We start from the raw sequence: 14,693 nt of genomic DNA on the forward strand, positions 1-14,693 counted from the left end.
CAAAAAAAAGAGGGTTCTTCACAGGAATGCCGGTATCACGCCATTCCTGTGAAGAACCAGATTTGTTTTTGAAATCTTTGTAAAGGTGGCTATTATAGAAATAATAACTTCAAAGTTGTGCTGGGCGTGAAAAACATAGTGGTAAATTGAATTTTGAAAGATTATGGAGGAGATTAAATGTCGAAAATGGAGATAAATGAAGTATTTTCGGTAATACATTTCTTGTTGACTGAAAAATGTAAGTAGCAGATAATCATTTACTTATATTTTGTATTATCAGAAAACCATTAATACAAACCGTTATTCGATATGAAAATGTCAAAATAATGTGATATCTTTGCAACGACTAAAGACCAATAATACTTTAACCAAGTATTCTCATGAAGAATATAGTAGCAAATGTTCCTAATTGCGTCAATGAATTTCTTTTGAAGTTCGTTGGTACTATCTTTGTTTTATCAAGTATATTTAAGTGGATTGGCCTCCGCTCATTTGCTTATACAGTAAATGACTGGCTGTATTTGCCAGTGATGTGCTATTTTACCTATATCACGTATGTTAATGTGGTGAGCCTTTATGGTCAGATAGAGTCGTGTGGTTGCTTTGGCGAAGTGATACACTTTACGCCAGCTGAGTCCTTTTATAAGAATGTGGTGTTGTTAGGACTATCGATAGTCGTCTGTATCCTGTTATTGATGCCAATCCTAAGTTCCATAAACTCTACCAAATGTATAAATTAATCGCTTGATGAATGAATGTTCACTTGCGAAAGATCAGTTATATATGTATAATAACACCTTTAGAAAAACCAGAAATACATTATTTGTAATTTCATTAGTGACGATGTCATATCTGTTTTTCTCATGTGCAAGCAGAGATATAGATACAGAGGCACTTGTTTTAAATGTTGAATTTAATATGAGCAAAAATACTCCATTCAGAGTGTCCCAGATGATTGATACCGTTTCTTTTATACAACTAGACGACTCTTGCTTAATAGGATTTATTGACGAACTGAAAGTTTTTGATAAGAATCTATTTGCCTGTGATAAACATGCTGGTGTAATCTATTGCTTTAGTATGGAAGGGAAACTCATTAGAAAAATTGATTGTAAAGGTCGAGCTAGAAATGAGTATGTTTCAATTAGTAATATGGATGTTTCGCAGACAACAGGCGAAATTATAATCTTGGATGCCATGACGAATCGATTTGTTGTTTTTTCAAAGGATGGCGATTATCTGCGTGATATTAAATGTGAAGACGTTGTTAGGGACTTTACAGTGATGTCAAATGGCGATTATTTGATGTACACCCCGGATTATATCGAAAATGCACGACGAGGCCTTTGGCTTTGTGATAGTCTTGGCAGATATAAAAAGCATTTAGTTTCTATTTCTGATGATTTCAGAAGTGGAGGAATATATCCAGACTATTTGATTCATATAGGCAGAGACAGTGTTGGTTTAATGGGGGGAGAAGATAAAGACAATATTTATCTGGTTCATGGTGATTCTGTAAAAACACAATATCACATAGATTATGGATTCTCCATTCCTTCACAATTAGCTAGCGACCCACTATCAGATTACGAAAAGCATCAGGGTGAAGTCTATACGAAATATTCTTATTTTGAAAATCGCAAGTGGCTGATGTTTTCTTCTTCTAATATGGAAAGTACAATAACAACGATTTATGATAAGATTAATAAAAAGCAATATGACATCTCGCGCCAAGAAGATATCATTAATGATAAGGAACTTTATGGGCATATGATGTATCTGAATAACGAACTCATGATATGCATGATGTTGCCAGATAGTCAAAATAAGGAGGCTATAAGAAGAATGATGCCCAATTTTAAATCAAATACAAACCCAATATTAGCAATATACACAATTAAATAGTTATGAACACATTTATTAAAGAGATTCTTATGAGAAAAACAACTGTTACAATTTCTATGGTGTGCATTTCCTTCGCATTTTTCATATCATGCCAAAAAACGAGTAGTTTAGAAGACGGTAATTATAACGTTGTTAGTATTGAATTCCAAGATTCTGTATCATTTGAGGATATGAAAGATGATATAGCAAAGATTGAAAGATTTCAAATAAAAGACAATGAGATTATTCTCTTACAGGGCGAACGATATAATTATTGCCTCCGTGATGATAGTATTTTCGTAAGTGGAGATGGCATGCAAAAGTGTTATAAATACGAGAAAATATTATCTTCAGCCGGTACAGAATACGTGCTGACAAACGAAAATGATAGCAAAATAAAGAGACTGAAAATTTTCAAGGAATAATGTACACATGTGGAAAGACACGAGGTGGTCGTATTCCCGGAACGGCTTCAAGTAAGTGTTATGAAATTAAATAACCTGAATTGCAGAGCCCATAAATCGTGGGTTCTGCTATAAATATAAAGTTAAAATGAAAGAAAGAAAAAATATCATTATTTGTTTGTTGGTTGTTCTTGCCTTTTACGCATGCAATAACAAATATTATGACCCTGATGAGTTAATAGAAATAGAATATGTAGGTGTTTCGGATACGCTTAAAGGCGAAAAACTAAACACTCAGTTTGGCGTAGTTTCTAAGTTGTTTTTTGTTAATACTTATTTGGTTGGTTTGACAAGTCAATCTTCGCATTTCTTAGAAGTGTGTCGTCCGGAATATGATACTTGCGTTGTGAGTTTCGGCGAGTTTGGTCGTAGTAGGAATGATTTTGTTGATATGCCTTATGATGTGCATGCTAGAGACACAAAGAGAGGCCCAGAACTGTATATAGCCGACGGAGGTTCTAGCATAACCAAGGTCGTAGATTTGGAACTGTCATTTAAAAAAGGGCGTACAGTCGTTAAGAAAGTTATTAAGCGTCCGAGTAGTATCTGTGGCTATGAATATCATGTTATACAGAAATCCGAAAAGGACTATGCATTCTATAAAGAGTTGTCCTATCATGATTCAAGAGACCATATTTATTTCACCCCAAGTATTGGCTTCAACAAACAAGGTGAAGAGACGGTATATGATCTTTATCCCAAGATACTGCCTATAGATGATTATGATATCTTATCTGCTGCGTATGCGGGGGATATTGAAGTTCGGCCTGACTTGGCAAAGTGCGTGCTGGTACATCGTTTTATTGACTTGATCGATATTGTTGATTTGGATAAACAAACAGTGACAGGCGTAAAGGTCAAGGAGTCGTATAACTTTGATTATTTTACTACGATAAAGGATGCTTCTTTAGTCGCAGAATCTTTGAAAGCCTTCAATATCAATGCGAGTGTGACGGATAACTATATTTTTCAACTGAAGTCAGATATGACTATTAAAGAAATGATGGAGATAGAAGTAAATGAGCATATACCATATCATTCTACTGTAGTGGTGAGTGATTGGGAGGGGAAGGTTCTTCGCAGTTTTGTGATAAATGAGGTTCTTCGTGCTATTGCATACGACGAGAAGTCCGAATTCTTGTATGGTGTAGATAATTATGGATGTTTGTTTAGATATAAGGTCTCTTTAAAATAATGAAAGCAAGAATTTTTCCCCTTCTTTTCTTATGAAGAAGGGCGGCAAGTCTGGTGGTAAAATGAGATGATGAGTGTAGATATGTCAAAGTTTTATAAAATGATAAGAGATGTGGCATCGATATGTGTCATTTTTTATATCTTTGTGTCGTGAAAAGTCCGCAGGTCTTGTCTTTGCCGCGAACAGTGACGAGAATGCGGACTGACACTAAGTAGTAAGTAAGGAGAAAAGGGCGCAGCTGTCGTCCTGACAATCAATACCAATCATTAAAAACCGCAATGAAAGAGAAAATCAGATTAGCCATAACAACGGCGGCATTCTTGCTGTCGGCTGTGGGGCATGCTCAGCAGTTGACACTCAATGACGTGATACGTATTGCGCAGGAGAACTCGTTCGATGCTCAGGTGGCCAAGCTCTCGTTTATGTCCAGCTACTGGACCTACAGGTCTTTCAAGGCCGACCTGAAACCATCGGTCAACCTGTCTGCCAACCTGTTGGGATTCGACCATTCGCTGGTAGGCGTGCGCAATTACGAGACAGGACAGCAGGCCTATGTCGATGAGAACTCGATGACGAACAGCGTCACGCTGTCGCTCGACCAGAAGATTGTGGAGACGGGAGGCGTAGTCTCGTTGAAGTCCTATCTCTACCACCTGCGGCAGTTCGACTACAACCTGAACACCATCAACACACAACCGCTGGAGGTGTCTTACTCGCAGCCGCTGTTTGCCTACAACGCATCGAAATGGGAGAAGAAGACGGCTCCGCTTGAGTTTGAGATTGCACAGAAGACCTATACTGCTGCCATGCAGGATGTCGCCATGACGGCAACGGCACTGTTCTTCAACGTGCTGTCGGCACAATCGGAGTATCGACAGAGTGTGACCACGGTGGAAGACCGCGAACAACTGTTGGAGATGGCCCAGCGCAGACTGGAGCTTGGCACCACCACCCGCAGTGAGATGCTCCAGATGGAGCTGTCGCTGGTGAATGCACGCGTGGCACAGACGTCAAACAAGCTGACCCTTGACAATGCCTTGTATAGGCTCTTCTCCTATCTGCGCCTTGTCAACTATGAGGATGCCGTGCTGCTCTCGCCACGAAATGTGCCTGAGCTGCTGTTGGTGCCCGACGATGTGGTGCAGAAAGCTTTGCAGAACTCGTCGCACAATGGCGAGATGAAGTTGCAGGAACTCAACGCAGAGATGTCGTTGGCACGGGCAAAGTCAGCCCGCGGGTTGCAGATGACGCTCACGGGCGATGTGGGCTTCAGACAGTCGGCCTCCGACTTCCGCGGCGCCTATTCGCATCTGCAGGACAACGAGGTGGTGGGTGTCACCCTGTCTATGCCCATCTTTGACTGGGGCATGAGCAAAGGCCGAGTGAAGATGGCACAGGCCGAGCTGGATGTCATCAAGACGAAGAACGAGCAGGCCCATCTTGATTATGTGCAAGACCTGAAACGCGATGTTGCAGACTTCAACACGCTGCCCTTGCAGTGCCGCAATGCAGCCCGTGCTGAGGAGATAGCCGGAGAGCGCTATGAGATCACGAAGAAGCGGTTTGAGACGGGCACCATCTCGGTGACCGACCTGAACACGGCACAACAGGAACTGGAGTCGGCCAAGTCGCAATACATCAGTCAGCTGTTTAAGTTCTGGTCGAAATACTATGCACTTCAGAAAACGACCCTCTATGACTGGAGAAATGGCCGCGAAATCATTGTGGATTACGAAAAACTATCTAAGAAATAACATGAGAAACTATCGCGTAAAAGCCGTCATGGCGGCTCTGGCACTGCTGTCGCTGGCAGCCTGCAAAACCGAAAAGGAGAAAGAGAACAACGAGGACATGGCTGCCATGGAACAGATGGTGGCCGAGGTGGACACCATCACACTGCAACGGCAGGTGTTCCAAAAACAACTGCTCTGCAACGGAAAGCTGGTGGCAGCCCAAAAGGCAGAGCTGGTATGTCCGCAGCCAGGCTCACTGGTGCAGCGGGTGTGCGTGAAGAATGGACAGATGGTGGGCAAGGGCACACTGCTCTGTGTGGCCGACACTCGGACATACCAGGCAGAACTGGAAAAGACGAAGCACGACATGGAGCGGTCGCGCGTAGAACTGCAAGACAAGCTGATCGGACTGGGTTATGACGGGAATCTGGAAAAAGTCCCTGCCGAGGTGCTGAAGCGTGCAGAGGTCATCTCGGGCTATTATACAGCGAAGTATCAGTTGCAGGCCTCACAGAAACAACTGAAGGATTGCGAGCTCCGAGCTCCGTTTGCCGGACGTGTGGCCAACCTTGAGGCGCGAGAGAACCAGCCTGGTGCAAAGTTCTGTGTGCTCATAGACGATGCCTTTTTCGAGGTGGAATTCAAGATTCTGGAGGCAGAGCTGAACTTCGTGAAGACGGGCCAGCAGGTGGTGGTGTCGCCCTTTGCTGATAAAAACAAGAAGTATATAGGAACGGTGACAGGCATCAACCCGATGGTTGACGAGAAAGGACTGGTGACCGTGACGGCAAGAGTGAAGAACAACGGCAATGGGATGATGGACGGCATGAACGTGCGCGTCATCGTGGAGAATGCCGTGCCCGACATGCTGGTGGTGCCCAAAGAGGCTGTGGTGGAGCGCGATGGCTACCACGTGATTTTCCTCTATGACAAGCAAAGTCACAGGGCCGTCTGGACCTATGTGGACGTGCTGTATAGCAATCTGGGGCAGTTTGCCATCACAGGCTGTGAAAAGAAGGAGACCACTCTGCACGAGGGTTCGTGCGTGATCGTCTCGGGCAACCTGAACCTGGCTGACGACACAGAGGTGACCATCAGTCGCGAAAACAAATAAGAGGGGGAGCACTTGATATGCTGAGAAAACTGATAAACCGGCCTATTGCTGTGAGCATGATTGTAGTGGCGGTCATGGTGGTGGGCATCGTGGCACTACGCCATATTCCTGTTTCGATGATGCCGCAGATAGACATACCGCGCATCACGGTGCAGATGGCCAACCCGGGCGCTTCGGTGACGGAGATTGAGCAGCAGCTGGTGGGCCCTATGCGCCAACAGCTGGCGCAGGTGGCTGGCCTGAAAGACATCGAGAGCGTGTCGCGCATGGACGTAGGCACCATCACCCTGTCGTTTGAACCTGGTGCCGATATGGATCTGCTGTTCATCGACGTGAACGAGAAGGTGGACCGGGCCATGAACGGATTCGACCGTCAGGTGAGTCGCCCGAAAATCATCAAGGCCAGCGTACTGGATATACCTGCCTTCTATGTAGATATCACGATGGCTGATGACCGGGGCGGAAACGATGAGGCGGATGAGGCGTCAGAGCAAAAGCTGGCACAGCTGTCAAAACTGGTGAGAAATGTCATCCTGAAACGCTTCGAACAGATACCCGAGGTGGCGATGGTGGATTTCAGTGGCACCGTGGGTGTCGAGCTACAGTGTGTGCCCGACATGGAGAAACTTGGGGCCATGGGCATGGGCGTAGAAGACATCGAGCGCACCATCCGTGACAACAACATCACGCTGGGAGCCCTGAGCGTGGTCAATGGCATCTATCGCTACAATGTTCACTTCGATGCTCAGATACTGACCAAGGAAGATATTGAGAACCTGTATGTGAGGCATGGCCAACGTATGGTCCGGTTGAAAGATATCTGTCAGGTGAAGGAGCAGGCCGCCGTGCGAAACGGTATCGTGAGAAGCAACGGAAAGGATGCCGTGACACTGGCAGTCATCAAGCAGAACGATGCACAGATGAACGTGCTGAAGGCCCATGTGGAAGAACTCATGATGCACCTGAGGAAGGACTATCCAGCGATCAACCTCGAGGTGAACCGTGACCAGACCGAACTGCTCTCTTACTCCATCAACAATCTGGAGTGGAACTTCGTGTTGGGTGCGCTGCTCGCCTGTCTGATTCTCTTTGTGTTCAATGGTGGATGGCGCACGCCGCTGCTGATCATGATCTCCATCCCGTTGTCACTGATACTGACTCTGTTTTGTTTCTATCTGTTTGGCATCACGATCAACATTATCTCACTGTCGGGATTGATCCTCGGTGTCGGTATGATGGTGGACAATGCCATCATCGTGATTGACAATATCATGCAGCGGAAGGATGCCGTCAAGGGCACGGGCGAGGTGTTCGTGCCCATGCTGAGCTCGGTGCTGACCACCTGTTCGGTGTTCATCCCACTGATTTTCCTGAACGGCACGGCGGGTGCACTCTTCTACGACCAGGCCATGGGCGTGACCATAGCGCTGATGGCCTCGCTGCTGGTGGCAGCATTGGTGATTCCAGTCTATTTCCATCAGCTTTACCTGAGAAAAGGACTTCGTGGCATGAGCAGAGTGACACCTGGTGAGCGACTGCTCATGAGGTGGTATGTGCCTGCGAGTCAGTGGACCATGAGGCACGGCAAGTTGTGCCTGTCGTTCTTCGTCCTTGCAGTGATGTTGATCGTGGCGCTCTTCCCCTTCATGAAAAAAGAACGCATGCCATCTGTTGACCATAGCGATGCCCTGATGGTGATTGATTGGAATGCAGGCATATCAGGACAAGAAAATGCCAGACGTACGGGAGAGGTGCTTGCGGTTGTCCGGCAAAGTGTGCTGACAGCGACAGCCATGACGGGCACGCAGGAGTTTGTGCTGTCGCATACCGAGGATATCACGGGCAGTGAAGCCATTGTCTATGTCAAGACAGCCAGCAAGGTGTCGCTCGACTCGGCACAGACGGCCATGAGTCAATATCTGGCCAAGCACTACCCGAAGGCAAAGGTGGAATATAAGGTGGCTGGCAATGTGTATGATGCTATCTTCCAGACCGACAGACCCGACCTGGAGATCAGGCTGCAGCATGCAGAGGGCGGCAGACCTTCAGTGGCTTTGGCGCGCGAGATGACCGTGGACCTGCACCGCACGTTCCCCGATGTCGGCATACAGCCGGTGGCCGTGGAAGAAAACTTGCAGTATGTGGCTGACCTGGAGCAGCTGGCATTCTATCACGTCAGCTATCAGCAACTGTATGGACGACTGCGCCAACTGTTGGGTGGCAACAAGGTGCACGAGATCTCTATCGGCACACAGATGGTGCCCATCGTGGTGGGACAAGACGGCAGACTGGCAGACGTGGTGATGCAATCGACCATCACGAACAGTGAGCAGGTGGAGGTGCCGATAGCTTATCTTGTCAAGGAGAGAAGAGTGGAGAACTACAAGCGGCTGCATGCCAGTCTTGACGGTGAGTATTATCCTGTCCATATTGATCATGCCGACGATCAAACGGTGAGACAGGTGATGGATCATTGCAATGGCATCAGTCGCGACAAGGACAGCAAGGTGGCCGTCAACTATCGCGGCAACTATTTCGAGTCGCGCCAGATGATTGGCGAGCTGACGGTGGTGCTGCTGGTGTCGTTGCTGCTGCTCTTTTTCATCATGGCCGCCCAGTTTGAGAGTTTGTTGCAGCCCTTTATCATTATCTCCGAGATTGTTCTTGATGTGAGCGTGGTGATGCTGGTGCTGTTTGCCTGTGGCGAGTCGCTCAACATCATGTCAATGACAGGACTGGTGGTGATGAGCGGTATCGTGATCAACGACTCCATTTTGAAGGTTGACACGATGAACCGCCTCTATCGCTCAGGCCACACCTTGCTCCATGCCGTCGTAGAGGCAGGCCATCGCCGACTGAAACCCATCGTGATGACCTCGCTCACCACGATTCTGGCCTTGGTGCCATTCCTGCATCGTGGCGACATGGGGTCAGCCTTGCAGTTTCCGTTGTCGCTGACGCTGACCGTGGGAATGGTCGTGGGAACACTGGTGAGCCTGTTCATCGTTCCACTGGAATACTACGTCATCTATCATCTTAAAGACCGAAAGAAGAAATGAAGCACGCTTTCTCCATCCTTCTTGCCATGTGTGTGCTCATGATTGTGGGTGCAGCACTCATCCCACGACTGGATGTCAGCGACCAGCCTCGTCCTCGGCAAGGGCGCACGCTGACGGTTTCCTACGGGTGGAATGGCGCATCGGCCAAGGTGCTGGAACAGGAGGTCACCTCCAGGATAGAAGGTGTCGTGGGGATGGTCAACGGTGTGGCCAGTGTCAGCTCAGAATCTAATTTCGGTCATGGGAGGGTGGAGATCAGGCTGAAGCCCGAAGCCTCTGTGTCGAGCGTGAAATTCGAGGTGGCCTCGCTGCTCAGACAACTGCGAGACAAGCTGCCGCAGGGTGTCAGCTATCCGCAGCTTGAGGGAGGTGATGTCGTCACCCGCTCTTCGGGCGACGACGACCGGCCCATCCTGACCTATCATATCAATGCCGACATGCCCGACAGGGAGATACGCCAACTCGTGGAACGCCAGGTGAAACCCTCTCTGATGCGGGTTGCCGGCGTGAGGACTGTTGATGTGAGTGGCGGCACGGACTTAGAGATGGAGGTGGCCTATGATGCCGACCTGCTGTCGAACTATGGCATCACGGCCGGAGATCTGGCAGACGCCATCAGGTCGTATCTCGGCAGAGAAACAGTTGTGGGCGATGCATACAGGCATGATGCCGACGGGCAGCAGTCGCGTATCACGCTCTTTCTGAGGGTGGATGGCGACAAGATCGACTTCGAGTCGATACCGGTGGCGACCGTAGCCGACAAGATCATCTATCTGAACAATCTGGCCACCTGCTCGTTTAAGGAGAAGGTGCCGCACTATTTCTATCGCGTCAACGGCATGAACACGGTCTATCTGAGTGTCTATGCCGAAGAGGGCGCCAATATTAATACCGTTGCGAAAGAAGCCAAGAGCATCATTGACAGTTCCGGTGAGATTAACGGGCATGAGCTGTTTTACACCTGCGATACCGACCGTGCGAAAGAGCGATTCGCCGATTTCCAAGTGCTGATCAGACGTAGCGCCATTTCGTTGCTCATCCTGTTGTTGTTCGTGTTCTTGTGCAAGCGCGATTGGAAATACCTGTTTATCGTGACCGTATCGCTGACGGCCAATCTGTTGATGGCCGTGATATGCTATGCTCTGTTCGACATGCGTCTGGAACCCTTCTCCATGGCGGGTGTCACCATCTCGCTCGGACTGATCATTGACTCCACGATCGTGATGGTCGATCATTACAGCTATCATCGTGACCATCGAGCTTTCACGGGGATTATGGCAGCGATGCTCACCACGATAGGCTCCCTGATCATTGTCTTTTGGTTGCCCGACTCGATGAGAGATTCGCTCTACGATTTCTCGTGGATGATCATTGTGAATCTGGCCGTGGCGCTGTTGGTGTCGGCACTGTTTGTGCCGGCCATGGTGACGCAGATGAACTACTCGTGCCGTAAAACGGGAAAACCTCGAAACCTTCGGTTGATGCTCTTGTGGAACCGTTTCTATCGGCGGTATATGGGCATCGCACAGCATCGAATCTACAGGTGGCCTGTGATGCTGGCCTTCTTCGGACTCTTCGGTTGGACGCTCAGCCTGTTTTTAGACACGGTGGCCAGCAACCATTATGAACGGAAAGAACCCGAGCTGAAGCTCTACATTAGCGGCAGGATGCCCGTAGGCGGCACGGCGGCACAGCTGAACGAAAAGGTGCTCGATGTTGAGGCTTTCCTCTCGAAGTTCAAAGAGATCAGGCATTTTGAAACCTACGTTCATGATGGCGGTGCTCAGATCATGGTAGAGTTTACGGCGGAGGCACAGAAGACCAGTTTCCCCTATAAACTGGAAAACAAGACCATTGGCAAGCTGGTCTCTATCGGTGGTGCAGACTGGGCCACCCATGGTGTGAGTCAGCGTGGCTTCAGCAATTCGCTCAATCTGCAGTATCGCTCGCAGCAAATCGTGATAGCAGGCTATGATTATGATCAGCTATACCACTATGCAGAGCTGATGCAGAAAAAGATGAAGGAGAACCCGCGTGTCGTGGACCTCGTCATCAGAAATGTCGGCGAGGAAGAGCAGGAGCAAGAACTATACATGGATTACGACCGCGAGAAGCTGACAGCCTATGGCGTGAATGTCAACGAGGTCTATGGTCAGATGGCCAGCATCCTCTCAGAGTCCTATGTCGGAAGGAAAGGGCATGCAGATATCGTGTTGCGTCCGCATCAATATAGCCGTTTCGACCAATGGCAGATGGAAAACTCGTTTCTGAGACTGAACGACCGCGAGGTGCGCCTGCCCGACTTCATGAACATCTCGCAGCGAGAAGCCAAGAAGAGCATTAAGCGCGAAAACCAGGAGTATGTCATCACGCTGGCCTTCAATGTGCTGGGCTCTTACAACTACACGTATCGCGTCATTCGCCAATATACCGACGAACTCAATGCGATGATGCCTGTCGGCTTCCGTTGCCTGCAGAATGAATACAGGTTCGACGAAGAAAAAAATCAGCAATACCTGTTGCTCGGCCTGGTGGCCATTATCATCTTCTTCATCTGCAGCATCGTCTTTGAAAGCCTCTACAAGGCCCTGGTCATCATTCTGCTGATTCCCATCTCGATGATAGGTGCCTTCCTCGTCTATCACTTCGGCGGCATAGAGTTCGGGCTTGGAGGCTTTGCCGCCTTGGTGCTGCTCTCTGGCCTGACGGTGAATGCCGGCATCTATCTGATGAATGAATATAACAATAACGGCCGACACTATCTGCGTGCCTATCATCACAAGATCATTCCTATTCTGCTCACGATTCTCTCTACGGTATTGGGACTCGTGCCTTTCATCTTCGATCAGGACGAGAACCACTTCTGGTATTCTTTTGCTATGGGGTCCATCTGTGGGTTGCTCTTCTCTTTGGTGGCACTGGTGTTTGCCATGCCCGTGTTCTTGAAATCGGAGCGAACGTTGAAAAAGGGCGGTTTCATCGGCAAAAAGTGGCGGTTTCATCGCTGAAGAGTGCCACTTTCATGCTGCAATACTTACGCGTTTGAGTCGATTCCAGCCCTTGCAACGTGTGATTCTAGCCCCTGGAAACGCCTCAGCCAGCCCTTGGAATGGCCTGTTCCAGGGGCTGGAAATGCTCATTCCAGCCCCTGGACCATATTCAAAACCTTAAGTATCATGGCTTTAAAGTGCGGATTCTGTGCCTCAAAAGGTCAACAATGAAAGGCCCAAACTTAAGCTAAAGCGATGTGTAGTCAGGTCGATGACGAGAGAATCCGATTCGCCAACCATTTGTTCTGCTAATAACCACGGCGATAAACATTGCTATCGAGGAGAGCAAATCTCTTTTTTTGTTAATTTTATTAAATAAAATTGTGTCATAAGTCTTTTTTACCTACCTTTGCTTTCGAATCGAGATAATACGCTTGACCCTAACTAAAAATGAAGAATAATTACGTCTATTGCTTAATCTTACTATTATTCGCTCTTCCACAAACCGTAAGTGCAGAATATTCCGAAGAAACAGAGGCTTGGCTCGATAAGCTCGACGCCAGTTTGGCTCGCTATGACCAGATTCAGCAGCACAAACTGACGCGCGTGAAAGAGTTGAAAAGCGCTCTGCCAGCATCTAAGCGCGAAGGACGATATTACGAACAGTTGTATTCCATCTATTTGGAGTATAAGGTGTTTAGCTATGATTCGGCACATCATTATGCAGAACTGTGCTATCAGGAAGCCCAGCGCATGAATAATGCAGAAAAAATACTGGAGGCTAAGCAGGCGGTCATCTTCACGTTGATAACTGCTGGCATCCTGACAGAGGCCGAAGGCTTGATGAAGACCATTGACAGGGCCTCTATACCCGCCAATCAGTTGGAGGCATACTACGATTTGAACTGCAACCTGTGGCGCAACATGGCCGACTATATCCATGAAGAACCCTACTACACCAAATACATCACCCGTTGTAATTCATACAACGACTCTATCATCGCGCTGCATCCAGTCGGAACGGTAGAGTGGTGGGCCTACACAGGTATGCTGCAGATGCGTACGGGCCAATATGCCAAGGCCGAGAAGTCGTTGCTGAGGGTGCTGAGCATGTGTGAAGGCGACTTGCGCATGGAGGCTACCACTTCTGCTGAATTGGCTTGGGCCTATTTCAACCTGAACGACGAGGATAAGGCCATCCAGTTGTTTGCCCGTTCGGCCATAGCAGACAATGAGTCGGCCACGCGAGAGATTACGGCACTTTATCATCTGGCTCGCTTTATATATAAAAGAGGTGACTACGAGCGTGCCAGCATCTATGTGCATCAGGCACTGGAAGAGGTGAACTTCTTCAATACTCGTTTGAGAAAGGTCGAGATCAACGACATTCTGCCTATCATTGAGCAGGACCGCTATGATGCCCTGAGCAGTCAGCGCAACTGGTTGATAGCAGCATCGGTGCTGTTCTTTGTGCTGCTGTTTATCATGGTAGGCGCCTATGTGGTCATTCGCAAGAACAACCAGAAGTTGAAAGAGGCTCGACAGACCATCGCAGAGAATCTGGAACAGCTGCAAGTGGCCAACAGCCATCTGCAGGAAGATGGTAAGATCAAGAACGCCTATATAGGTCGTTCGTTCTACACCAATGCCGAGTATATCACCAAGTTGGAGAAACTGTTCAAGAGCATCGACCGCAAATTGGTGGCTAAGCAGTATGAGGATTTGCGTATGATGGTGAGGCTGTCAACATTGAACAGCGAGCGTGATAATATGTTTGAAGCCTTCGATCACACGTTCTTGTCGTTGTTCCCCGACTATGTGGTTCGCTATAACGAACTGTTTGACGAGGAAGACCGGAAGGAACCAGAGAAGGAAAATTCGCTCACCACCGAAATGCGTATCTATGCTTTGGTACGTTTGGGCGTCAGTGACAGTGAAAGCATAGCCAAGTTCCTGAACTTTTCTGTCCATACTGTGAACACCTATAAGACGCGTATCAGGAACCGTTCGCGTTACAAAGGAGACCAATTTGAGAGCCTCATCATGCAAATTTAACCCCTTTTTAGTCCAAATATAACCCAATATTCGTTATATAACAGTAATACAAAACGGTTGTTGGCAAAAATATAAGCATCTGTTTTACAGGCGCTTATATTTTGTATTAATCAAAAACCTATTATACATTTCTTATTTTATATCCATATACGCGGGAAAATGCCGAACTTTGCACAAACTAAGAACCAAAGTGTTTCAC

8 protein-coding genes are annotated in these 14,693 nt (G+C 47.7%); all 8 read left to right on the forward strand.

The features are described from left to right. The first annotated feature begins 843 nt into the window (after positions 1-843). Positions 844-1,905, forward strand: a complete 1,062-nt coding sequence (locus tag L6472_RS00460) for a 6-bladed beta-propeller (protein WP_237806180.1) — start codon at positions 844-846, stop codon at positions 1,903-1,905. 2 nt (positions 1,906-1,907) lie between these two features. Beyond that, a complete protein-coding gene (locus L6472_RS00465; protein ID WP_237806182.1) occupies positions 1,908-2,309 on the forward strand; it encodes a hypothetical protein in 402 nt (133 codons plus the stop codon). A gap of 127 nt (positions 2,310-2,436) precedes the next feature. Then, positions 2,437-3,543, forward strand: coding sequence for a hypothetical protein (locus L6472_RS00470; RefSeq protein WP_237806184.1), 1,107 nt, complete (start codon positions 2,437-2,439; stop codon positions 3,541-3,543). A gap of 278 nt (positions 3,544-3,821) precedes the next feature. Next, on the forward strand, positions 3,822-5,297 hold the full coding sequence (locus L6472_RS00475) for a TolC family protein (protein WP_237806186.1): 1,476 nt from the start codon (positions 3,822-3,824) through the stop codon (positions 5,295-5,297). Position 5,298: 1 nt separating this feature from the next. Continuing rightward, positions 5,299-6,390 (forward strand): efflux RND transporter periplasmic adaptor subunit, encoded by a 1,092-nt coding sequence (locus L6472_RS00480; protein WP_237806188.1) that lies wholly within the window; start codon positions 5,299-5,301, stop codon positions 6,388-6,390. A gap of 17 nt (positions 6,391-6,407) precedes the next feature. Then, on the forward strand, positions 6,408-9,449 hold the full coding sequence (locus L6472_RS00485; protein WP_237806190.1) for an efflux RND transporter permease subunit: 3,042 nt from the start codon (positions 6,408-6,410) through the stop codon (positions 9,447-9,449). Continuing rightward, a complete protein-coding gene (locus L6472_RS00490) occupies positions 9,446-12,457 on the forward strand; it encodes an efflux RND transporter permease subunit (RefSeq protein ID WP_237806192.1) in 3,012 nt (1,003 codons plus the stop codon). Before L6472_RS00485 ends, L6472_RS00490 begins: the two co-directional genes overlap by 4 nt. Positions 12,458-12,889: 432 nt before the next feature. Next, a complete protein-coding gene (locus tag L6472_RS00495) occupies positions 12,890-14,494 on the forward strand; it encodes a DUF6377 domain-containing protein (RefSeq protein ID WP_237806194.1) in 1,605 nt (534 codons plus the stop codon). The last annotated feature ends 199 nt before the right edge of the window (positions 14,495-14,693 follow it).

Origin of the sequence: Prevotella sp. E13-17 (assembly GCF_022024035.1) — a bacterium.
GTDB lineage: Bacteria > Bacteroidota > Bacteroidia > Bacteroidales > Bacteroidaceae > Prevotella.